Origin of the sequence: Sphingomonas flavalba (genome assembly GCF_047553045.1) — a bacterium.
Taxonomy (GTDB): Bacteria; Pseudomonadota; Alphaproteobacteria; order Sphingomonadales; family Sphingomonadaceae; genus Sphingomonas_L; species Sphingomonas_L flavalba_A.
The window spans coordinates 1,895,861-1,915,775 of record NZ_CP180208.1 but is presented as its reverse complement, the minus strand read 5'-3'; the positions used below and the strand labels follow the sequence as shown (position 1 = coordinate 1,915,775).

The following is a 19,915-nucleotide window of genomic DNA, read 5'->3' as shown; positions in this document are numbered from 1 at the left end:
GTTCCTTCCGTCAGGCCTTGCACGGGCCGATGCGTTCGGCCTTGCTGTCCATCTTCATCGTCATCTTGCCCTGCGGCCCGGTCTGTTCGACGGTCGCGCTCATCTGATAGGCGTTGGGGCCGTAGGTGCCGTTCATCGTCATCTTCATTTCACCCGGTGATCCCTGGCAGCGCAGCACGCCGGCGATCTTGCCGTTGCCCATCGAGAAATTGTCGTAGCGGCAATTCTCGTTGCCCTTGCCAGCGAACATGTCGGGGTCCGGCTTCTTCGCCTGTTCCTCGGTCACGCAGCTTTCGTGGCTGCTCGCCTTGGCGGCGTGAGCGCGCATCGCCTCCAACGCCTGCGGCGGCAGGCCGGGCATGTTCATTTCACTGATGTTGAACGTCGTCCGCCATTGCCCCGGCGAGATGAAGCTGCCTTCCGACACACGCGATTCCGCGATTTTCTGAGCGACTTCCGAAGCTGAGGCGTTTTCCGCCGAGACGGTCGGGCCGGAATTGCACGCGGCGAGCAGAAGCAGGGGCGCGAACGGCAGAGACGCCGCCGGACTGAAACGGAACATAAGGACACCTTTCCGGGCAAGAAGGACACCTTTCCGGGCAAGAGAGCGTTGCGACCGTGTTGATCAGGCACCATATCCCTGGTCCATGGCAATTCAAATCAGAACCACGCTCGACGAGCCGGAGGCCGGGCCGTTTGTGCCGCACAAGCCGGTGCGCCCGGAAAAAACCGAGGGCGGCAAGCCGTTCAAACTGGTGTCCGATTACCTGCCGTCCGGCGACCAGCCGGGCGCGATCGCCGAGATCGTTGCCGGGGTTCAGGCGGACGAGCGCGACCAGGTGCTGCTGGGCGTTACCGGTTCCGGCAAGACCTTCACCGTGGCGAAGGTGATCGAGACGTTGCAGCGTCCGGCGCTGGTGCTGGCGCCGAACAAGATCCTGGCCGCCCAGCTTTACGGTGAGTTCAAAAGCTTTTTTCCGGAAAACGCGGTCGAATATTTCGTAAGTTATTACGATTATTACCAGCCGGAGGCCTATGTGCCGCGGTCCGACACCTATATCGAGAAGGAAAGCTCGGTAAACGAGGCGATCGACCGGATGCGGCATTCGGCGACGCGCGCGCTGCTGGAGCGGGACGATGTTATCATCGTCGCGTCGGTATCGTGCCTGTACGGTATCGGTTCGGTCGAAACCTATTCGGCGATGGTATTCGACCTGAAGCGCGGCCAGAACGTCGACCAGCGCGAGATCATCCGCAAGCTGGTCGCGTTGCAGTACAAGCGCAACGACGCGGCGTTCGCGCGCGGCAATTTCCGGGTGCGTGGCGACAATCTGGAGATTTTCCCGTCGCACTATGAGGACACCGCCTGGCGAGTGTCGTTCTTTGGCGACGATATCGAGGAGATCGTCGAGTTCGACCCGCTGACCGGCAAGAAGGTCGCATCGCTCGACTATGTCCGCGTCTACGCCAATTCCCACTATGTGACGCCCGGTCCGACGTTGAAGCAGGCGATGGAGGCGATCCGGCTGGAGCTGGCCGAGCGGCTGAAGGAGTTGCAGCGGGAGGGCAAGCTGCTGGAGGCGCAGCGGCTGGAGCAGCGGACCAATTTCGACCTGGAGATGATCGCGGCGACCGGGTCCTGCGCGGGTATCGAGAATTATTCCCGTTTCCTGACCGGGCGCCTGCCCGGCGAGCCGCCGCCGACCCTGTTCGAATATCTGCCGGAAAACGCGTTGCTGTTTGTCGACGAGAGCCATGTGACGATCGGCCAGGTCAACGGCATGTCGCGCGGCGACCACCGGCGCAAGCTGACGCTGGCCGAATACGGGTTTCGCCTGCCGTCGGCGATCGACAACCGGCCGCTGCGCTTCAACGAATGGGACGCAATGCGGCCGCAGACCACCTATGTTTCCGCGACGCCGGGAACGTGGGAGATGGAGCAGACCGGCGGCGTGTTCGCCGAGCAGGTGATCCGCCCGACCGGCTTGATCGACCCGCCGGTCGCGGTGCGGCCGGTGGAGGACCAGGTCGACGATCTGGTCAACGAATGCCGGGCGGAGGCGGCGCGCGGTTACCGCACGCTGGTGACGACGCTGACCAAGCGGATGGCCGAGGACCTGACCGAATATATGCATGAGGCGGGGCTGAAGGTCCGCTACATGCATTCGGATACCGAGACGCTGGAGCGGATCGAGCTGATCCGCGACCTGCGGCTGGGCGTGTACGACGTGCTGGTCGGCATCAACCTGCTGCGCGAGGGGCTGGATATCCCCGAATGCGGGCTGGTCGCGATCCTCGACGCCGACAAGGAGGGCTTCCTGCGGTCCGAGACATCGCTGATCCAGACGATCGGCCGCGCCGCGCGCAACGCCGAGGGGCGGGTGATCCTGTACGCCGACACGGTTACCGGCAGCATGGAACGCGCGATGCGCGAGACCGATCGCCGCCGCCAGAAGCAGGTCGCCTATAACGACGAGCACGGCATCACCCCGGCGTCGGTCCGCAAGAATATCGGCGATATCATCGCCCATGTCGCGTCGAAGGACCAGGTGACCGTCGAGATCGACGACGACCGGCCGCACATGGTTGGGCACAATCTGCGCGCGTATATCGAGGAGCTGGAAAAGAAGATGCGCGCCGCCGCCGCCGACCTGGAGTTCGAGGAGGCGGGGCGGCTGCGCGACGAGATCCGCGCGCTGGAAGCGGAAGAGCTTGGCCTGCCCGCCGAGGCGCGCGTCGCGGCGCCGAACGGGCAGAGCACGGAAGGCAAGCCCGGCACCCGCAAGCTGCGCTACGGTAAGACCCAGCGGAAATGGTCGCGGTAGGGCGGCGTTTGCGCGGAGTAGAATCTTTGCGAGGGCATGGAACCACCGGCGAGGTTGGCCGTTGGTGTCATGCTTGATCGAAAGAAAGAGCACTGCTGGTCCAGATCTTCGGATCGGACCACAAGGGAGCCCCGCCGCGAAAGCGACGGGGCTTACTTTTTTTGGGCTATGTGGAACGGCGCGGGCGGCGGGTGCGTCCCCTCGACTGCGCTCGCGATGGACGGTCCGGGGTGTGGCGCCTGGTTGGCGGGCGGTTGCAAATCGGGCGCATGAGCGGCATTGCCTTCGGGTTGTTGCGTGGCGACAGGCGGGAGTGTGGCGTGAAGAAGCAAGGCGCGGTGCTGATAATGCTTTTATTGGCTTCCTGCGTCGCGCCGCCCCAGACCCATGCCGTGCACCAGCCGCGCCCGGCGCCGTCCGCGCCTGTGTCCCCGGCGCCGCCGCCCACCCCGGTTCCGGCGAATGCGAGCAGCGACTGGCGCGACTGGCCGGTGACGCCCGGCGACTGGCGTTATGCGGCGGAGGGCGGTGGTGTATCGCGTTACGGCGTTGCCGGGCGGGCGACCGAACTGATCCTGCGCTGTGACCGGCAGGCGCGCGCGATTGTGCTTTCCCGCGCCGCCGCAGGACCGGTTTCCGGCGCGATGACGATCCAGACGAGCAGCGGCGCCAACGCCGTCGCCGTAACCCAGGCGGCGGCGGGCGCCCCGGCGGAAGCGCGGTTGCCGGCGACCAGCCCGTTGCTCGACCAGATGGCGTTCAGCCGCGGCCGCTTCGTCGTCAGCCTCGCCGGGACAGCGCGGCTGGTCGTGCCCGCATGGCCGGAGGTTTCCCGCGTGATCGAGGATTGCCGATGATGCGCCATGCCCCGTTCCTGCTGCTGTTGCTTGCCGCCGCCGCCTGCCAGAAGCAGCCGGAGCCGGCCAATCAGGCGGTGCCGCTGGAGGAAGCGACGCCGCTGCCCGATGCGATGCAGGAGGAGCCGGGGCGCGACGGCATCGCCACCGAGCGTGGCAATATTCCCGAAATTGCCGGTCTGGCGGTTGCCGACGGACGCTGGACGCTGACCGACGGGCCGGCCGCCCGGTTCGGACTGGGTGGCGAGCCGGTGTTCAGCATTGCCTGCGACAAGGCGATGCGGATGATTGTGATGACCCGCGCCGGGGTGAACGGCACCGCCCTGCAACTGCTGACCGAGCGCGGCGCCACCCGGTTTGATGCGCAGACCGCCGGAGACGACACGGTGGCGCGCTTTGCCGCCGGCTATCCGTGGTTCAAGGACGTGCTGGCCAAGGCGGGTGGAGCGATTGGCGTGCGGGTTGAGGACGGGATACCGTTGGTGTTGCCGGCCGATCCGCTGATCGGCGAGGTGGTCGCCGGTTGCCGGTAATCCGCGAGCGACCATTGAGGGTCGTCCGAAACAAAAATCTTTTCAAGACTTGATCGGCGAGTCCGGATGATTCACCTTCCGGTCCGTGCCTTGCAGGCACAATGGCTTCAACCAGCGAAAGGAGGTGATCCGATGTCTCATGGTTCAGCAGAGGGGTCGATCAAGTCCGTTCGGGAGACGCGCGCCTGACACGGCCGCGCCAGATGTCTTCCGGAGGCGGCACTTCCGGCCGCTGACCATGTTGGGGGTTGCCGGGCCTGCGGGCCTGGCAACCCTTTTCATATATGCGGCGCGCCGTTCGGCCGCGCGGCCTCTTCATAATCCTGAATCAGCAGTTCTTCCCGGATGCGGAAGCTTTTGCGGGCGATGCGGATTTCCAGCAGGAAGGCGATCAGCCCGGCGATCAGCAGTGCCATCGCGATGACGAAGGACGCGGCGACCGCCACCCGGTAGGGCAGGTTGACCAGCTGGGTGATGAACAGCAGCGCGACGAGGACGCACACCGCGATCGCGCAGGCGACGCACAGCCAGATCGAGATGCTCGACAAGGTCATCCGCCGGTCGAGCCGGCGCAGTTCGGTGACCAGCCGGCGGCGTTCCTCTCCTTCCGCGACGGCGTGGCGTTCCTCCAGCCAGCGGGCGCGGTCGACGACGCGGCTCAGTCGCCCGGTCAGCACGTTCAGGAAGGCGCCGACGCCGGCGAGCAGAAAGACCGGCGCGATCGCGAGCTGGATCGTCTGGGCGATGTTCGAGATGGCCGGCAGCGAGTACATCGCCAAGGGATGGCCCGGTCGCGCCCAGGGGGCAAGAGGGATGCGGGCTGGTAAGGCCCGGTCAGCGCATGATCTGATCGAGAAAGGCGTCGAGCCGGGCGGTAGCGAAATCGCCGGGGCGGCCGAGATCCTCGTTCAGGCGCATATGGGAACTGTCTGGCACCGGCACGATCAGGGTGGTGGCGCCGGCAGCGCGCAGCGGCCGGGCCAGCGCCTCCGCCTCCATATAGCCGGTGAAGCGGGCCGCATCCTGCAGAAACAGCCAGGCCGGGGCGTTGGGCGCGGCCAGATGGGCGATTGGCGACAGGCGGAGTCGGCGGGCCTCATCCGTGCCGAACGCCTTGCCGTAATAGGGCATGGTCTCGCCCGGAAAGGGTGCCATGAGCGACGGCACGTCGAATCCGGCACCGTCGAGCAGTGCGACCGCACGGATCACGGCGAACGGCACCTTCGCCGTCGCCAGCCATTGCGGGTCGCTGGCGAGCAGCGCGGCGAGATGGGCGCCCGAACTGTGGCCGACCAGCACGATCCGGTCCGGGTCGGCGCCGATATGGCCGGCATTGGCGCGCAGCCAGGCGATCGACCGGGCGACGTCGCGCAGCTGTTCCTCCACCGTCACCTCTGGCACGAAGCGGTAGGTGACCGAGGCGTAGATATAACCCCGGTCGAGGAAGTGGCGCGGTTTTTCCCCGCCGCCGGCGCCGGGGTCGCCCGCGCTCCACCCGCCGCCGTGGATGTAGATGGCGAGTGGCCAACGGCCCTTGTGCCGGGCCGTCCACAGGATCAGCCGCTGGCGTGGCGCGCGATCGTACTGCACATCCGACCGCTGGATGGTCATGCCGCTGGCGGTGCGCGGCGCGAGGATGGCCGGCGTCGCCAAGGCGAACAGCGCGGCGACCGCCGCGACCGAGAGGAGCTTGCCCATGACGCAGGCTTAGCCGGTCTGCGCGTCCGGCGGAAAGGGGGGCGGTGGCGGCGGCGCGGAGGCCGGTGGGGCTGGACGTTCGCGCCCCCGTCCGATAGGCGCTGCTCCGCAACAGCGGGACGGAATACGTGGCGAATGTAACGGTGATCGGCGCCCAGTGGGGCGACGAGGGCAAGGGCAAGATCGTCGACTGGCTGGCATCGCGCGCGGATGTCGTCGTGCGTTTCCAGGGCGGGCATAATGCCGGGCATACGCTGGTCGTCGGCAATGAGGTCTACAAGCTGTCGCTGCTGCCGTCCGGCATTGTACGCGGCACGTTGTCGGCGATCGGCAACGGTGTCGTTCTCGACCCGTGGGCGCTGAAGGCCGAGGTCGAGAAGCTGGCCGGGCAGGGCGTCGCGATTACCCCGGACAATTTGCAGATCGCCGATAACTGCGTGCTGATCCTGCCGTTCCACCGCGATCTTGACGCGTTGCGCGAGGATGCGAGCGGCGCCGGCAAGATCGGCACCACCCGGCGCGGGATCGGTCCTGCGTATGAGGATAAGGTGGGGCGGCGGGCGATCCGGGTCTGCGACCTGGCGCATCTGGACGACCTTGGGCCGCAGTTGGACCGGCTGACCGCCCATCACGACGCGCTGCGCGCCGGGTTTGGCGAGCCGCCGATCGACCGGGCACGGTTGCTCGACGAACTGCGCGGCATCGCCGATTTCGTGCTGCGTTTTGCCCGGCCGGTATGGCTGACGCTGAACGCGGCGCGGGCGCGCGGCGACAAGATTCTGTTCGAGGGCGCGCAGGGCGTGCTGCTCGACGTTGACCACGGCACCTATCCGTTCGTCACATCGTCGAACACCATCGCCGGGACGGCGGCGGGCGGTTCCGGCCTGGGCCCGTCGGCGGCGGGCTTCGTGCTCGGCATCGTCAAAGCCTATACGACACGGGTCGGTTCCGGCCCGTTCCCGACCGAGCTGACCGACGAGACCGGCGAGCGGCTGGGCACCCGCGGGCATGAATTCGGCACCGTGACCGGGCGCAAGCGGCGCTGCGGCTGGTTCGACGCGGTGCTGGTTCGCCAGGCGGTGGCGGTCGGCGGGATTACCGGCATCGCGCTGACCAAGCTGGACGTGCTCGATGGATTCGACACGCTGAAGATTTGCGTCGGCTACAAGGTGGGCCACAAGACGCTGGATTATCTGCCCGCCCATGCCGCCGATCAGGCGGCGGCGGAGCCGATCTACGAAGAGATCGAAGGCTGGGCCGGGTCGACGGCGGGCGCGCGCAGCTGGGCGCAACTGCCGGCGTCGGCGGTCAAGTATATCAAGCGGGTCGAGGAGCTGATCCGCTGCCCGGTCGCGCTGGTGTCGACATCGCCGGAGCGCGAGGACACGATTCTGGTCCGCGATCCGTTCGCCGCCTGAGCGGCGACGGGTTGGGCGCGGTGGCAGGCCACCGCGCCCGGAGATTATCCGTCAGCTTATCCGCTGGCGATCAACCGCGCGGATCGGGCGTCGGCGTCGCTTCCGGCGTGGTGGCGTCGGTTGATGTCACGGTCGAGTCGCCGGTGGTCGGCGCCGGGGTTTCGGTGGTCACCGGCGTCGGTTCCGGCGCGGGCGGCGTTTCCTGAGCGAAGGCCGGAACCGAAAGGCCGGCGATCAGAGCGAAAACGGCGATGGAATTACGCATAAAAGTACCTCTTCATTCTGCGTTATGTTGCGACCCGCAACGGATTTAGATTGTCGTACTGACAACCGATTCGATGAAATCATGACTTACATTTGTAGGTTTTCGCCGCTTTGCTGGCCGATCCCGCCAGGCGCGGAATCGGCCAGAAGCGGCCTGCCAGATCAGCCGCGCGGTGTTGGCGTCGGGGTTGGCTCCGGAGTCGGCGCCGGCGTTTCCTGATCGTCGGGAATGCCGTTATTGTTGATGTCGGGCGCCGGGGTCTGCGCCGGCATCGGCATCGCATCAGGTTCGGCCGGGGTTGGCGTCGCCTGCGGCGCGTCGGCCGGGGGCGTCGGTTCCATCGTCTGCGCCACGGCGGGCAACGCCATCGCGCCGGCGAGTATCAGGGCAAGATTGAACTTGTGCATCTTCCGTCTCCTTCGAGGCGGTCAACGCGCGGGCTTGCCGACGCTTCCTCAATCGACCGGGGAAACGGTTCGGGTCGTCGTTTATCGAGGGCGGCGGGAACGAAACTGCGGGATTCCGGCCTTCGCCGGGGCAACAGACAGCGGGGAGGGGCAAAGACCCCCGTTCAGCCGCACTGGGCGCGGTGGAGCAGTTTCTGGTCGGCGAGGACCAGCGCCATCATCGCCGCGACCACCGGCACGCCGCGAATGCCGACGCACGGGTCGTGGCGGCCCTTGGTGCTGATTTCCGTCGCGGCGCCGTCGCGGGTGACGGTTTCGACCGGGGTCAGGATCGAACTGGTCGGTTTGAACGCGACGCGCAGGCGAACCGGCTGGCCGGTGGCGATGCCGCCGGCGATGCCGCCGGCATGGTTGGCGGTGAAGGCCGGGCCATCGGCGCCGGGCCGCATCGGATCGGCATTCTGTTCGCCGGTCAGCCGGGCGGCAGCGAAACCGTCGCCGATCTCGACGCCCTTGACCGCGTTGATCGACATGGCGGCGGCGGCGAGTTCGCTGTCGAGCTTGGCATAGAGCGGCGCGCCCCAGCCGGCGGGAACGCCGGTTGCCCGGCATTCGACGATCGCGCCGAGCGACGAGCCGGCCTTGCGCGCCCGGTCGATCGCCCCGGCCCAGCGTTCGGCGGCGGCTGCATCGGGGCAGAAGAAGGGGTTGGCGTCGATCTGTGACTCGTCGAAGGCGGCGGGATCGATCGGGTCGCCGCCGACTTCCGCCACCCAGGCGGTTATCGTCACTTCCGGGATGACCAGCCGGGCGACGGCGCCGGCCGCGACCCGCGCCGCCGTTTCGCGTGCCGAGGAACGGCCGCCGCCGCGATAGTCGCGAAAGCCGTATTTGGCGTCGTAGGCATAATCGGCATGGCCGGGGCGATAGGCGAGGGCGACCTCTGAATAGTCCTTCGAGCGCTGGTCGACATTGTCGATCAGCAGACTGATCGGCGTGCCGGTGGTTCGCCCTTCGAACACGCCGGAAAGGATGCGGACGGCGTCCGGCTCCTGACGCTGAGTGGTATAGCGCGAGGTGCCGGGGCGGCGGCGGTCGAGCCAGGGCTGGATGTCCGCCGCCGACAGCGCGAGCCCGGGTGGGCAGCCGTCGACGACGGCGCCGAGCGCCGGACCGTGGCTTTCACCCCAGGTCGTGAAGCGGAAAACGCGGCCGAAGCTGTTGAACGACATGGCGGCGCTACCGTGCGCGGCGGCAGGGCGGCGGCGCCGCCCTCACTGCGCCGCGGCGGCCGGGGTTTCGGCAGCCGGCGCGGCGTCCGCCGGGGCAGCCGCGTTATCGGCCGGCGCGTCGGCGCTGTCAGCCGCGGGCGCTTCTTCCGCCGGGGCGGCGGGAACGGCCGGCAGCGGCTGCGGGCTGTCGCTCTGCTGGTTCAGCCAGGCGATCAGGTTGGCGCGTTCTTCCGCCTTGCCGATGCCGGCGAAGGTCATCTTGGTGCCTTCCGCGAACTTGCGCGGTGAGGTCAACCACTGATCGAGCGCCTCGAACGTCCAGTTGCCGCCCTTGGCCTTCAGCGCCGAGGAGAAGGCGAAGCCGTCGCGGCCCTGAGCGACGTGGTCGCCGACGACCCCCCACAGATCCGGGCCGATACCGTTGGTTCCGCCCTTCTTCACGGTATGGCAGGCGGCGCACTTGGCGAACGCCTTTTCACCGGCGGCCAGGTCGGCGCTGGCGAGCAGGGCTTCGATCGGCACCGCCGCCGCGCCGCCACCGTCGCCATCCTCAACCACGCCCTCGATCGGGTAGCCCATCTTCTCCGGCCGTTCGGCCCGGAAGAATTCGCTACTGACGATCCCGGCCCCGAGGGCGACGATTGCCGCGCCCAGCACCCAGCCAGCGATCGTGTTGGTCCGATTGTCCATGCGCCCCTCGAAGCTCCATTCGCGGGCAGTGTCGCCCGCATCAGCCAAAGTTGCGCATCCCATAGGATTGCCGGGGCGGCTTCGCAAGCCGCGCTTGCCGTCGGACCTTCGTCAGCCTAATCGCGCGGGCGTCATGGATAGCTATGCAGAGCCCGCCCGCCGCCTCGCCGAGGAGATGGCCACCGCCGCCGCCGCCGATCCCGCCCGCGCCGTCGCCTTTCAGGGCGCGCCGGGCGCGAATTCGCACCTGGCCGCGCGCGCCCATTTTCCCGATGGCCTGCCGCTGCCCTGCTTTTCGTTCGAGGACGCGCTGGAGGCGGTGCAGCGCGGCGCTGCCGGCCACGCGATCATCCCGATCGAAAATTCGCTGCATGGGCGCGTCGCCGACATGCATTTCCTGCTGCCGGAGTCGGGCCTGTCGATCGTCGCCGAACGGTTTCTTCGCGTTCGCCACAGCCTGATCGGCCGGGCGGACGAGGCGATTGTCCAGGCGATCAGCCACCCGCAGGCGCTCGGCCAGTGCCGCAACTGGCTGCGCGCGCGCGGCATAACCCCGGTCGCCCACGCCGACACCGCGGCGGCGGCGGCGACCGTCGCCGAGCGGGCCGAGCCGGGCGTCGCGGCGATCGCCCCGTCGCTCGCCGCCGAGCTTTACGGGCTGGATGTGCTGGCCGAGGGGATCGAGGACGCGGAGCACAACACCACCCGTTTCACCGTACTGGCCCGCGAAGCGGTGGAGCCGGCGCGCGGCCAGCCGCTGATGACCACGTTCCTGTTCGAGGTGAAGAACATTCCCGCCGCGCTGTACAAGGCGATGGGCGGGTTCGCGACCAACGGCGTCAACATGACCAAGCTGGAAAGCTACCAGCGCGGCGGCAGCTTTGCCGCGACCGAATTTTACGCCGACATCGAAGGCGCGCCCGGCGACCCGGCGGTCGACCGCGCGCTGGAGGAACTGCGGTTCCACACGAAATGGGTGCGGGTGCTGGGCGTATACGCGCAGGAGCGGCCACGGACGGTGGTGTAAGGGCGGCTTTGCTCAGAAGGCGGTTTCGTCCAGCCACCAGCGGAACAGGCTGTGCGCGATGGCGAAAGGCGGCGGCGGCAGGAAAGGCGCGCCGTCGGCATGCGCCATCGCCGCCGCGACGCCGGCCCGGTCGACCCATAGCGCGTCTTCCAGTTCCGTGGTGTCGAGGGTGATGGCGGTCGCGTCCGCGGTGGCGACGCAGGCGATCATCAGGGTCGACGGGAACGGCCAAGGCTGGCTGGCGACATAACGGACGTCGCGGACAGCGACGCCGGTTTCCTCCCCGATTTCGCGGATCACCGCTTCCTCGACCGACTCGCCGGGTTCGACGAAGCCGGCGAGCGCGGAGTAGCGACCGGCGGGGAAGCGCGGCTGGCGCGCGACCAGCACCGAGTCGCCGTGCACCGCCAGCATGATCACCACCGGGTCGACGCGCGGATAATGTTCTGCGCCGCAATCGGCGCAGCGACGGCCCCAGCCGGCGCGGAAGATGGGCGTATCGGCTGAGCCGCAGCGCGCGCAGAAGCGGTGGCGCAGATGCCAGTCGATCAGGCTGCGTGCGCCGGCATAGCTGGCTGCTTCGCTGGCCGGCATCCGGTCGAGCAGGGGGAAGATGCTGTGCGAGCGGGTTGGCGCTTCCGGCATGTCGTAGCGCAGTTCGGCAAAGCGGGGCGCGCCATCGTGCAGGCCAAGGAGCAGCAGCGCCCCGCCCGCCTGTCTGTCGGCCAGCGTTGTCCAGCACAGGCGGCCGGCGTCGTCGAGCACCGGATCGATACCGTCGAGCCGCAGCAGCCGGGCACGCGGATCGGCCAGAGCGGTGTCGAAGGCGGCGGGGTCGTCGCGGAGCCGGTCGGCGCGGTCGAGCGGGGAGCCGGTGAAGCCGGGGCGGACGGTCATCGGTGCGCCGCCGGGCGGCGATGGGCGTCAGAGTGTGGTCCGGTCATGCCATTCCTTTTGCAGCGCGGTGGCGGCGGCCTTGGCGAACAGGGTCGGCAGGCCGGCTTCGGTGATCGTATCAACCGGCCACCATTCCCCTTCCAGCGGCGGTTCGCAATCGGCGGATACGGTGGCGGCGCGGACGGTGAGGGTCAGCGCGAAATGGGTAAAAATATGGCTGACCGTGCCCGCCGCCGCCCATGCAGCTGGACAGGGCGGCGTTTCGTCTGGCGAATCGCTCCATTCGGACGACGGCAGCGCCCGCATGCCGCCCAGCAGGCCGCGACCGGGGCGGCGGACGAGCAGGACATGGCCGTCGCGCTCTATCCACCAGGCGGTGCCGCGCCGGTGCGGGCGGGGACGCTTTGCCGCCTTGACCGGGTAGGCGGCGGGGGCCGCCTTGCCGGCGCACAGGCTTTCGAGCGGGCAGAGGATGCAGGCGGGGCTGCGCGGGGTGCAGATGGTTGCGCCGAGGTCCATCATCGCCTGGGCGAAATCGCCGGCGCGGCTGGCGGGTGTGACCCGGTCGACAAGGGCGCGGAGCGCCGGGCGGGCGGCGGGCAGCGGATCTGCCAGCGCGAACAGGCGGGCGACGACACGCTCGACATTGGCGTCGATGACGACCGCGCGTCGGCCAAAGGCGATCGCCGCTACCGCTGCTGCCGTATAGGCGCCGATGCCGGGCAGCTTCAGCAACGCCGATTCGCTGTCGGGGAATCCACCTTGTGCCGCCACCGCGCGCGCGCAGGCGAGCAGATTGCGCGCGCGGGCATAGTAGCCAAGGCCGGCCCAGGCGCTCATCAGTTCCGCATCGTCGGCGGCGGCGAGCGCCTCTACCGTTGGCCAGCGCGCCATGAAGTGGCGGAAATAGGGCTTCACCGCCGCCACCGTCGTCTGTTGCAGCATGATTTCCGACAGCCAGACGCGGTAGGGATCGGGCGGCGGCGCGCCGGGCGGGCTGCGCCAGGGCAGGGCGCGCGCGTGCCGGTCGTACCAGGCAAGCAGCCGCCGCGCGGGTTCCGTATCGACGCGCACCCGGCGGCTATGGCATGAGATCGGCGATGACGGAACGGCGCCCCCACAAATCGCGGAACGGAAGCGACGAACGGCCGCGCGGCGGGCGTGCCCGCGCGGTGGCGGAAATGCTGCCCGATGTCGGCCGCGCCGCGTTCCGCCGCTTCGGCTTCGTCCAGTCAGCGGTGGTCAGCCGCTGGGCCGAAATTGTCGGCCACCGCTATGCACGGGTGTCGGCGCCCGAATCGATCCGCTTTCCGCAGGGCAAGCGCGCCGACGGGGTGCTGACGCTGGCGGTGGCATCCGCCCACGCGCCGATGATGCAGCATGTCGCGCCCGACATCGTCGAGCGGGTCAATCGCTTCTTCGGCTATCCGGCGGTGGCGCGGGTGGTGATGCGGCAGGGCACGATTGTGCCGGCGGCGGCCGCTGCGCCGCGTCAGCCGCCGCCGTCGCTGAAGCCGGTGACCGCCGAACTGGGCGAAAGCCTGCGCGCGATCGCCGACCCGGAATTGCGGGCGGTGCTGGAAGCGCTGGCGCAGGGCGTGGCGCAGACCAGCGGCGCGCCGGCGATCGGAAAGGGGCGGGGATGATGGCGGGTCAGTGGGCGCGATGGATGGTGCTGGCGCTTGGCCTGGCGCTGCTGCCCGGCGCGGCGCCGAAGACCGACTGGACCAGACATGTGACGGTGAGCGCGACCGGCGCCTATGTCGTCGGCAACCCGAATGCCAAGGTCAAGCTGGTCGAATATGCCAGCTACACCTGCCCGCACTGCGCGCATTACGCCAATGATTCCAAGGTGCCGATCCGCCGCGATTTCATCGCCGACGGCAGCACCAGCGTCGAGCTGCGCCACGCGATCCGCGACCGGCTGGATTTCATCGCCACGCTGCTTGCCCGTTGCGGCGGGCCGGCGCGGTTCTTCGCGACGTCCGACGCGATCTTCGCCGCGCAACAGGACTGGATGGACAAGGCGATCGGGTTCGAGCGGGCCAATGCCGAGCGGCTGTCGAAAATGCCGCGTGACGACGCGGTGCGCGAGGAAGCGCGGGCGACCGGCCTGTTCGCGATCGCCGAGGCGCAGGGTGTGCCGGCGAAGAAGCTGGACATCTGCCTGGCCGATACCGCGCAGCAAAAGCTGATCGGCGCGATGGCCGACCGGGCATGGAACGAAGAGCATATCCCCGGTACACCGTCTTTCACGATAAACGGCGCGCAGGTGCCGAATGCCGCGAGTTGGGCGACGTTGGAGCCGGCGTTGCGCGCGGCGACGAAATAGCGTCAATTTGTTTGCCATCGAACCGCAAGGAGCCAGTCCTGTCATGAAATCGACCTTTGCCATCGCCGCCGCGGCCGCCGTCCTCACCCTTGCCGGGTGTCAGGACAAGGCGACGGAAAACGCCGCCGAAGGCAATGCGGTGGCAAGCGCGCCCGCGGTTCCGCCCCCGGCCGGCACCGAATGGGTCAGCACCGTCACCAAGACTGCCGATGGCGGATTTCTGATCGGTAACCCCAATGCCAAGGTGAAGCTGGTCGAATATCTGTCGATGACCTGCCCGCACTGCGCCGAATTCGGCCAGACCGCGTTCCCGCCGCTGCGCGACAAGTATATCCAGAAGGGTACCGTAAGCCTTGAGGTGCGCAATTACGTGCGCGACCCGATCGACGTGACCGCGTCGCTGATCGCACGGTGCAACGGCGCGGAGCCGTTCCTGCCGCTGACCGAGCAATTGTTCGGTTACCAGAACGCGATGTTCGACCGGGCACAGAAGCTGACCCAGGCCGACCAGCAGCGGATCGGCGCGCTGCCGCAGGACCAGCAGTTCGGTGCGTTGGCGCCGCTGATCGGGCTTGATGAATTCGCCCGCCAGCACGGGATCAGCGACGCCAAACTGAAAACCTGCCTGAGCGACAAGGGGGCGCTCGACGAGCTGGTCGCCATCCAGAAGAAGGCGAATGAGGAGCTGAAGATCCTTGGTACGCCGACGTTCTTCATCAATGACAAGATGCTTGAGGCGACCGGCACCTGGGAATCGCTGGAGCCGCAGTTGATTGCCGCCGGGGCCTGATTGGCCCAGCCCCGGCGCCCCGACGCGCGGATGACGGCGTGATGCGATTCCGGCGGCTCAAGCTGGCGGGGTTCAAGAGCTTCGTCGACCCGACCGAGTTGCGGATCGAGCCGGGGCTGACAGGCATTGTCGGCCCCAACGGCTGCGGCAAATCCAACCTGCTGGAGGCGCTGCGCTGGGTGATGGGCGAATCCTCCGCCAAGTCGATGCGCGGCGGGGGGATGGAAGACGTGATCTTCGCCGGCACCGCCACCCGCCCGGCGCGCGGCTTTGCCGAAGTGCAGTTGGCAGCGGAGCTGGACGGCGACGCGGTGGCCGGGCCGATCGGCGTCAGCGAAGACGGCGAGCTGGAGGTCGTCCGCCGGATCGAACGCGGCGCCGGTTCCGCTTACCGGGTCAACGGCCGCGACGTGCGGGCGAAGGATGTCGCGCTGATCTTTGCCGATGCGGCGACCGGTGCCCATTCGCCGGCGCTGGTCAGCCAGGGGCGGATCGGCGCGGTGATCGCGGCAAAGCCGGCGGAGCGGCGCGCGATGCTGGAGGAAGCGGCCGGGATCGCCGGGCTGCACGTCCGCCGCCGCGACGCCGAGCAGAAGCTGCGCGCGACCGAAGCCAACCTGACCCGGCTCGGCGAGCTGATCGCCGACATGGAGACGCGCGCGAGCCAGTTGAAGCGGCAGGCGCGGCAGGCCGAACGTTATCGCCAGCTTTCAACCGAAATCCGGGTGGCGGAGGCGCGGCTGATTTTCGCGCGCTGGCGCGACGCGGCGGCCGCGGCGGATGCGGCCAAGGCGGAAGCGGCGGCGGCCGAGGAGACGGTTGCCAAGGCGGCCGAGGCCCAGCGCGCGGCGGCGGTGTGGAGCGCGGAAGCGGTGAACACCGTTGGCGATGCGCGCGGCGCGGCGCAGGCAGCGCGCGAACGGGCGAGCGAGGCGGCGCACAATCTGGCGACGTTGCAGGCCGAGCGTGCCGCGCTGGACCGCCGCATCGCCGAACTGGCCCAGCAGACCGAGCGGCTGGCCGCCGACCGTGCCCGTGAAGGCGCGCTGGCCAATGACGCGGCCGAGGCGATCGCCCGGCTGGGCGAGGAAGTGGCGGCGCTGGACGCGCGCATCGCCGCCGCCGAGGGCGCCCGGCCGGCGCTGGCCGAGCAAACGGCGGCGGCCGAGCTGGCGGCGCGCGACGCGGAAGTGGCGCTGGCCCGCGCGCTGGGTGCGCAGGCGGCGGAGCAGGCCGATGCGCGGGTGGCGCAGGCGGCGGCGGCGGCGGCGCGCGGACGGGCCGAGCGCGCGGCGCAGGATTGCGAACGGCTGGCGCAGGAACTGGCCGGGCTGGGCGAGGAAGCGCCGCTGATCGCCGTGCGCGATGCGGCAATGGCGACGCGTGCAGCGGCGGAGGCCGAGGCGACGGCGGCGGCCGGGCGGATCGAGCAGGGCGAGACGGCGCGTGCCGCCGCCGCCGAGGCGCGGACGCAGGCGGAAGCGGCCGGAGCGGCGGCGCGATCGGCGCTGGCGGCACTGGAGGGCGAGGCGCGGGCGTTGGAAAAGGCGCTGGTTCGCGACGACGGCTCCGCCGGACCGGTGCTGGCGCGGATGCGGGCGGCGCCGGGCTATGAACATGCGCTGGCGGCGGCGCTGGGCGACGACCTGGAAGCCGGGCTGGAAGGCGCGCGGCGCTGGGCCGGGGCGGAGGCGCAGGCGGGCGACCCGGCATTGCCGCCGGGCACCGAGCCGCTGGCCGACCATGTCAGCGCGCCGGGGGCGCTGAGCCGGCGGCTGGCGCAGATCGGCGTCGTCGACAGCGACGATGGCGCGCCGCTGGCGGTGGGGCAGCGGATTGTCACCCGCGCCGGAACGCTGCGCCGCTGGGACGGGTTTGTCGCCAGCGGCGATGGCGCGGCGGCGGCAGAGCGGCTGATCCGCGTCAACCGGCTGGCGGAGATCGAGGCGGCATTGCCGCCGGCGCAGGCGGTGGTGAAGCGCGAGGAAGCGGCGCTGGCGGCGGCGCTGGCGGCACTGGCCGAGGTGGCGGCGGCGATCGCTGCGGCGCGGGAAGAACGTAGTGCGGCGGAAAATCGCGCTCGCACCGCGAGGCGCGAAGAGGATCAGGCGGTTGTCGCGATCGAGCGGCTGGCGGGACGCCGCGCCGAACTGGACGAGCGCGCCGCCCGGTCCGAGGCGGAACGCGGCGAGGCGACGACGGCGCTGGGAGAGGCGGAGGCGATGCTGGCGGCCCTGCCCGATGGTGCGGCGACGGCGAGCGCGGTCGACGCGCTACGCGGGGCCAGCGAGCGGGCGCAGCAGCATGTCGTGCAGTTGAAGGCCGAGGCGGCGGCCGCCAACCGGGCGGTCGACGCCGACCGGGGTCGCCGTATCGCCGCGCAGGCCGAGGTGAAAAGCTGGCGCAGCCGCGCCGGCGATGCGGCCCGGCGAATCGAGGACATGACCAAGCGCGCCCGCGCGGCCGAGGCGGAGGCGTTGACCCTGACCGAGGCGCCGGCGGCGCTGGACGCGCGGATTGCCACGCTGTCCGCCGAACGGGCGCAAAGCGCCGCCGACGCCGAGTCGCTGGCGGCAGCGGAGCGCGAGGCGGAGGCGAAGCTGCGCGCGGCGGAAGCGGCGCTGGCGGCGGCGGGGGAGGTGCTGGCACAGGCCCGCGAGGCGCGCGCCGGCACGGCGGCACGGGCCGAGAATCAGGAGCAACGGCGGCTGGAGATGGGCCGCCTGTCCGGCGAGCGGTTCGAATGTCCGCCGGTGCTGCTGGCCGAGCGCGTGGGTTTTGCCAGTGACGAGGTTGGCGATGTTGCCGCCGAGGCCGGGCGGCACGACCGGCTGGTGCTCGACCGCGAGCGGATCGGCCCGGTCAATCTGGTCGCCGAACAGGAATTGCGCGAGCTGGAAGAAAACCATGCCGCCAATGTCGCCGAGCGCGACGAGCTGACCCAGGCGGTCAACCGGCTGCGCGGATCGATCGGCAGCCTGAACCGCGAGGGGCGGACCCGGCTGCTCGCCGCGTTCGAGGCGGTGGACGGGCATTTCCGCCGGCTGTTCACCACCCTGTTCAACGGCGGCGAAGCCTATTTGCAGCTGGTCGATTCCGACGATCCGCTGGAGGCGGGACTGGAGATTATGGCGCAGCCGCCGGGCAAGAAGCTGGCGGCGCTGACTTTGCTGTCGGGCGGGGAGCAGGCGCTGACCGCGGTGGCGCTGATCTTTGGCCTGTTTCTGACCAATCCGGCGCCGATCTGCGTGCTGGACGAGGTCGATGCGCCGCTCGACGACGCCAATATCGAGCGGTTCTGCGACCTGCTCGACGCGATGGTCGGAGAGGCGGATACGCGTTACCTGATCGTCACTCACAATGTCGTGACGATGAGCCGGATGCACAGGCTGTTCGGCGTGACGATGGTCGAGCAGGGCGTGTCCCGGCTCGTTTCCGTCGATCTGGGCGGGGCGGAGCGGCTGCTGGCGGCAGAGTAGGAACGGAGCGACGCTACTGCATCAACGCTGCGGCTGGTTCTGTTCGCGTTCCTCGGCGGCGGCGCGGCGTTCATCGCGGGCTTCGCGCAGCATCTTCTGATAGCAGCCGGTCCAGCCGCCGGCGCCGACCGGCGAGCAGCTGCCGGTGCCGGTGCGCCCGGTATATTCCATCGTGCCGACCCGCGTCGCCCAGCTACGGTCTTCCGGCGTCGGCACGCTACGGCGCAGTTCCTTTGGAATCCGGTAGCGATCGTTTTCGGGCGCGCGGACGCAGATAGTGTCGGCCGGACATTTGTCGTTGCCGAAAATGGTCAGCACCCGTTCGGACGCCTGAGCGGCGACCGAGGCCGGGGCGAGGGCGGCGGCAAGGGCGAGCGACGCGGCGGCGAGGGGCAGTCTCATCGTTCCAATACTCTCCAGTCTGCCCCGCGAACGCGCGGGGGAATCGATCATATCCGTTTCGACATCGCGATGGCGGCGCGGCAGCCGAGGCGGATCGCGGCGCTCAACAGCGGATAGGCGGGGGCCTGTTCCGCCCCGGCGGCGATGGCGGCGTCACGATGCTCCACCTCCTCCGCCTGAAATTCGGCGATGGCGGCGGCGAGCGGCGGGTCCCTGTCTCCCAGTTCGTCGAGCTGCTGGCCGTAATGACGGTCAATCTCCGTCTCGATCGCCGCGGTGCAGGCCATGGCCGCCTTCGGCCCGATGGCCGCCGTTGCCGCGCCGAGCGCAAAGCCGGCAACGTGCCAGAAAGGCTGGAGCAGGGTGGGGCGGACGCCGCGTTCGGCAAGCATTGCGTCGAAATGGCGGCGGTGGCGTTCCTCCTGCCGGGCCATGCCGGCGACGGTCCGCGCCATTGGATGCCGATCGCCCAGCACCGCCAGTTGCCCGGCGTAAATGCGGGTGGCGCCGAATTCGCCGGCCTGATCGACGCGCAGCATCGCAGCGGTATCGGGTGTCGCCGCGCCGGGCGGATTCATCGCGGTGCTCCCTTGCGTCCAAGCAGGATGAAGATGGCGATGGCGGCGCCGATCGAAAAGAGGGCGTTGTAGCCGGCGAGCGAAATGCCGCCGAGCGTCCACTGGGCCTGATCACAGCGGATCAGTGGCGTCGCCCAGATAGTGGCGAGAACATCGCCGCCGCTGGCGCCGGCGCTGGTCGCGCATCGGGTCAGCCCTTCCCACCAGTGATATTCGACGCCGGCGTGGAACACGCCGATCGCGCCGCTGACCAGAATGGCGGCGGCGGCGAGGGCGGTCAGCAGCCGGCCGAAGCTGGTGCGGCGCAGCAGGATCGCGAAGATGGCGAGGACGATGGCGGCGGCGTGCGGCCAGCGTTGCCAGTAGCACATTTCGCACGGGTAGAGGCCGCCGACATATTGCGACAGCAGCGCGCCGCCGAGGAGCAGCGCCGGGGCGGCGAGCGCGATCAGCCGGGCGGTGGCGAAGGGATCGCGGGCCATGCC

Annotated in this window: 21 protein-coding genes; 9 read left to right on the top strand and 12 right to left on the bottom strand. The window is 69.4% G+C overall.

The window, feature by feature from the left end; all coding sequences use genetic code 11:
• Positions 1–10 precede the first annotated feature (10 nt).
• Positions 11–562 (bottom strand): DUF3617 domain-containing protein, encoded by a 552-nt coding sequence (locus ACMT1E_RS09165; protein WP_414899802.1) that lies wholly within the window; start codon positions 560–562, stop codon positions 11–13.
• An 85-nt stretch (positions 563–647) separates the two neighbouring features.
• On the opposite strand from ACMT1E_RS09165, the gene uvrB reads away from it, so the two are divergent.
• From uvrB to ACMT1E_RS09150, 3 genes are all read left to right on the top strand, one after another.
• Complete coding sequence (gene uvrB, locus ACMT1E_RS09160) at positions 648–2,825, top strand: excinuclease ABC subunit UvrB (RefSeq protein ID WP_414899801.1); 2,178 nt, start codon at positions 648–650, stop codon at positions 2,823–2,825.
• A 320-nt stretch (positions 2,826–3,145) separates the two neighbouring features.
• Positions 3,146–3,682, top strand: coding sequence for a hypothetical protein (locus ACMT1E_RS09155; RefSeq protein ID WP_414899800.1), 537 nt, complete (start codon positions 3,146–3,148; stop codon positions 3,680–3,682).
• Entirely contained in the window at positions 3,679–4,215 is a 537-nt protein-coding gene (locus ACMT1E_RS09150; RefSeq protein ID WP_414899799.1) for a hypothetical protein, read from the top strand. The genes ACMT1E_RS09155 and ACMT1E_RS09150 overlap by 4 nt, the downstream gene beginning before the upstream one ends.
• A gap of 278 nt (positions 4,216–4,493) precedes the next feature.
• On the opposite strand, the gene ACMT1E_RS09145 is transcribed toward ACMT1E_RS09150, so the two are convergent.
• Both ACMT1E_RS09145 and ACMT1E_RS09140 read right to left on the bottom strand, forming a co-directional pair.
• Positions 4,494–4,988: a DUF2721 domain-containing protein gene (locus tag ACMT1E_RS09145; protein WP_414903362.1), complete on the bottom strand. Its 495-nt coding sequence runs from the start codon at positions 4,986–4,988 to the stop codon at positions 4,494–4,496.
• A 61-nt stretch (positions 4,989–5,049) separates the two neighbouring features.
• Positions 5,050–5,913 carry an alpha/beta hydrolase gene (locus ACMT1E_RS09140; protein WP_414899798.1) on the bottom strand — a complete coding sequence of 288 codons (864 nt, stop codon included), beginning with the start codon at positions 5,911–5,913 and terminating at the stop codon, positions 5,050–5,052.
• A 128-nt stretch (positions 5,914–6,041) separates the two neighbouring features.
• On the opposite strand from ACMT1E_RS09140, the gene ACMT1E_RS09135 reads away from it, so the two are divergent.
• Positions 6,042–7,331 (top strand): adenylosuccinate synthase, encoded by a 1,290-nt coding sequence (locus ACMT1E_RS09135; RefSeq protein ID WP_414899797.1) that lies wholly within the window; start codon positions 6,042–6,044, stop codon positions 7,329–7,331.
• A gap of 70 nt (positions 7,332–7,401) precedes the next feature.
• On the opposite strand, the gene ACMT1E_RS09130 is transcribed toward ACMT1E_RS09135, so the two are convergent.
• The 4 genes from ACMT1E_RS09130 to ACMT1E_RS09115 all read right to left on the bottom strand — a co-directional run bounded on the left by ACMT1E_RS09130 (position 7,402) and on the right by ACMT1E_RS09115 (position 9,925).
• Positions 7,402–7,596, bottom strand: a complete 195-nt coding sequence (locus tag ACMT1E_RS09130; RefSeq protein ID WP_414899795.1) for a hypothetical protein — start codon at positions 7,594–7,596, stop codon at positions 7,402–7,404.
• A gap of 161 nt (positions 7,597–7,757) precedes the next feature.
• Positions 7,758–8,003 carry a hypothetical protein gene (locus ACMT1E_RS09125; protein ID WP_414899794.1) on the bottom strand — a complete coding sequence of 82 codons (246 nt, stop codon included), beginning with the start codon at positions 8,001–8,003 and terminating at the stop codon, positions 7,758–7,760.
• 164 nt (positions 8,004–8,167) lie between these two features.
• Positions 8,168–9,235, bottom strand: a complete 1,068-nt coding sequence (gene aroC, locus ACMT1E_RS09120) for a chorismate synthase (RefSeq protein WP_414899793.1) — start codon at positions 9,233–9,235, stop codon at positions 8,168–8,170.
• A gap of 42 nt (positions 9,236–9,277) precedes the next feature.
• On the bottom strand, positions 9,278–9,925 hold the full coding sequence (locus ACMT1E_RS09115; protein ID WP_414903361.1) for a c-type cytochrome: 648 nt from the start codon (positions 9,923–9,925) through the stop codon (positions 9,278–9,280).
• A 133-nt stretch (positions 9,926–10,058) separates the two neighbouring features.
• Between ACMT1E_RS09115 and ACMT1E_RS09110 the strand changes: the two genes are divergently transcribed.
• The gene (locus ACMT1E_RS09110; protein ID WP_414899792.1) at positions 10,059–10,952 is read left to right on the top strand and encodes a prephenate dehydratase; all 894 of its coding nucleotides are present in this window, start codon (positions 10,059–10,061) and stop codon (positions 10,950–10,952) included.
• A 12-nt stretch (positions 10,953–10,964) separates the two neighbouring features.
• Here ACMT1E_RS09110 and nudC read toward each other — a convergent pair whose 3' ends face one another.
• Both nudC and ACMT1E_RS09100 read right to left on the bottom strand, forming a co-directional pair.
• Complete coding sequence (gene nudC, locus ACMT1E_RS09105) at positions 10,965–11,849, bottom strand: NAD(+) diphosphatase (protein WP_414899791.1); 885 nt, start codon at positions 11,847–11,849, stop codon at positions 10,965–10,967.
• 27 nt (positions 11,850–11,876) lie between these two features.
• Complete coding sequence (locus ACMT1E_RS09100; protein WP_414899790.1) at positions 11,877–12,923, bottom strand: A/G-specific adenine glycosylase; 1,047 nt, start codon at positions 12,921–12,923, stop codon at positions 11,877–11,879.
• Positions 12,924–12,949: 26 nt separating this feature from the next.
• On the opposite strand from ACMT1E_RS09100, the gene ACMT1E_RS09095 reads away from it, so the two are divergent.
• The 4 genes from ACMT1E_RS09095 to ACMT1E_RS09080 are packed head-to-tail and all read left to right on the top strand — an operon-like array spanning position 12,950 to position 18,450.
• Positions 12,950–13,495 carry a DUF721 domain-containing protein gene (locus ACMT1E_RS09095; protein ID WP_414899788.1) on the top strand — a complete coding sequence of 182 codons (546 nt, stop codon included), beginning with the start codon at positions 12,950–12,952 and terminating at the stop codon, positions 13,493–13,495.
• On the top strand, positions 13,495–14,181 hold the full coding sequence (locus ACMT1E_RS09090) for a DsbA family protein (protein ID WP_414899787.1): 687 nt from the start codon (positions 13,495–13,497) through the stop codon (positions 14,179–14,181). The genes ACMT1E_RS09095 and ACMT1E_RS09090 overlap by 1 nt, the downstream gene beginning before the upstream one ends.
• 43 nt (positions 14,182–14,224) lie before the next feature.
• The gene (locus ACMT1E_RS09085; protein ID WP_414899785.1) at positions 14,225–14,971 is read left to right on the top strand and encodes a thioredoxin domain-containing protein; all 747 of its coding nucleotides are present in this window, start codon (positions 14,225–14,227) and stop codon (positions 14,969–14,971) included.
• 41 nt (positions 14,972–15,012) lie between these two features.
• The gene (locus tag ACMT1E_RS09080; protein WP_414903359.1) at positions 15,013–18,450 is read left to right on the top strand and encodes a chromosome segregation SMC family protein; all 3,438 of its coding nucleotides are present in this window, start codon (positions 15,013–15,015) and stop codon (positions 18,448–18,450) included.
• Between the two features lie 21 nt (positions 18,451–18,471).
• Here ACMT1E_RS09080 and ACMT1E_RS09075 read toward each other — a convergent pair whose 3' ends face one another.
• Genes ACMT1E_RS09075 through ACMT1E_RS09065 form a run of 3 tightly spaced genes read right to left on the bottom strand, consistent with a single transcriptional unit; the run spans position 18,472 to position 19,912 of the window.
• A complete protein-coding gene (locus ACMT1E_RS09075) occupies positions 18,472–18,852 on the bottom strand; it encodes a hypothetical protein (protein WP_414899784.1) in 381 nt (126 codons plus the stop codon).
• Positions 18,853–18,899: 47 nt separating this feature from the next.
• Entirely contained in the window at positions 18,900–19,430 is a 531-nt protein-coding gene (locus ACMT1E_RS09070) for a demethoxyubiquinone hydroxylase family protein (protein WP_414899782.1), read from the bottom strand.
• Positions 19,427–19,912: a disulfide bond formation protein B gene (locus ACMT1E_RS09065; RefSeq protein WP_414899781.1), complete on the bottom strand. Its 486-nt coding sequence runs from the start codon at positions 19,910–19,912 to the stop codon at positions 19,427–19,429. Before ACMT1E_RS09065 ends, ACMT1E_RS09070 begins: the two co-directional genes overlap by 4 nt.
• Positions 19,913–19,915: the final 3 nt, after the last annotated feature.

What these genes read in the sequence shown, in the direction of transcription:
- ACMT1E_RS09165 (WP_414899802.1), bottom strand. Translation starts at nt 562, where the DNA reads ATGTTCCGTTTCAGTCCGGCGGCGTCTCTGCCGTTCGCGCCCCTGCTT.
- ACMT1E_RS09145 (WP_414903362.1), bottom strand. Translation starts at nt 4,988, where the DNA reads ATGTACTCGCTGCCGGCCATCTCGAACATCGCCCAGACGATCCAGCTC.
- ACMT1E_RS09075 (WP_414899784.1), bottom strand. Translation starts at nt 18,852, where the DNA reads ATGAGACTGCCCCTCGCCGCCGCGTCGCTCGCCCTTGCCGCCGCCCTC.
- ACMT1E_RS09150 (WP_414899799.1), top strand. Translation starts at nt 3,679, where the DNA reads ATGATGCGCCATGCCCCGTTCCTGCTGCTGTTGCTTGCCGCCGCCGCC.
- ACMT1E_RS09125 (WP_414899794.1), bottom strand. Translation starts at nt 8,003, where the DNA reads ATGCACAAGTTCAATCTTGCCCTGATACTCGCCGGCGCGATGGCGTTG.
- nudC (WP_414899791.1), bottom strand. Translation starts at nt 11,849, where the DNA reads ATGACCGTCCGCCCCGGCTTCACCGGCTCCCCGCTCGACCGCGCCGAC.
- ACMT1E_RS09085 (WP_414899785.1), top strand. Translation starts at nt 14,225, where the DNA reads ATGAAATCGACCTTTGCCATCGCCGCCGCGGCCGCCGTCCTCACCCTT.
- aroC (WP_414899793.1), bottom strand. Translation starts at nt 9,235, where the DNA reads ATGTCGTTCAACAGCTTCGGCCGCGTTTTCCGCTTCACGACCTGGGGT.
- ACMT1E_RS09140 (WP_414899798.1), bottom strand. Translation starts at nt 5,913, where the DNA reads ATGGGCAAGCTCCTCTCGGTCGCGGCGGTCGCCGCGCTGTTCGCCTTG.
- uvrB (WP_414899801.1), top strand. Translation starts at nt 648, where the DNA reads ATGGCAATTCAAATCAGAACCACGCTCGACGAGCCGGAGGCCGGGCCG.
- ACMT1E_RS09095 (WP_414899788.1), top strand. Translation starts at nt 12,950, where the DNA reads ATGACGGAACGGCGCCCCCACAAATCGCGGAACGGAAGCGACGAACGG.
- ACMT1E_RS09065 (WP_414899781.1), bottom strand. Translation starts at nt 19,912, where the DNA reads ATGGCCCGCGATCCCTTCGCCACCGCCCGGCTGATCGCGCTCGCCGCC.
- ACMT1E_RS09080 (WP_414903359.1), top strand. Translation starts at nt 15,013, where the DNA reads ATGCGATTCCGGCGGCTCAAGCTGGCGGGGTTCAAGAGCTTCGTCGAC.
- ACMT1E_RS09115 (WP_414903361.1), bottom strand. Translation starts at nt 9,925, where the DNA reads ATGGACAATCGGACCAACACGATCGCTGGCTGGGTGCTGGGCGCGGCA.
- ACMT1E_RS09110 (WP_414899792.1), top strand. Translation starts at nt 10,059, where the DNA reads ATGGATAGCTATGCAGAGCCCGCCCGCCGCCTCGCCGAGGAGATGGCC.
- ACMT1E_RS09090 (WP_414899787.1), top strand. Translation starts at nt 13,495, where the DNA reads ATGGCGGGTCAGTGGGCGCGATGGATGGTGCTGGCGCTTGGCCTGGCG.
- ACMT1E_RS09070 (WP_414899782.1), bottom strand. Translation starts at nt 19,430, where the DNA reads ATGAATCCGCCCGGCGCGGCGACACCCGATACCGCTGCGATGCTGCGC.
- ACMT1E_RS09130 (WP_414899795.1), bottom strand. Translation starts at nt 7,596, where the DNA reads ATGCGTAATTCCATCGCCGTTTTCGCTCTGATCGCCGGCCTTTCGGTT.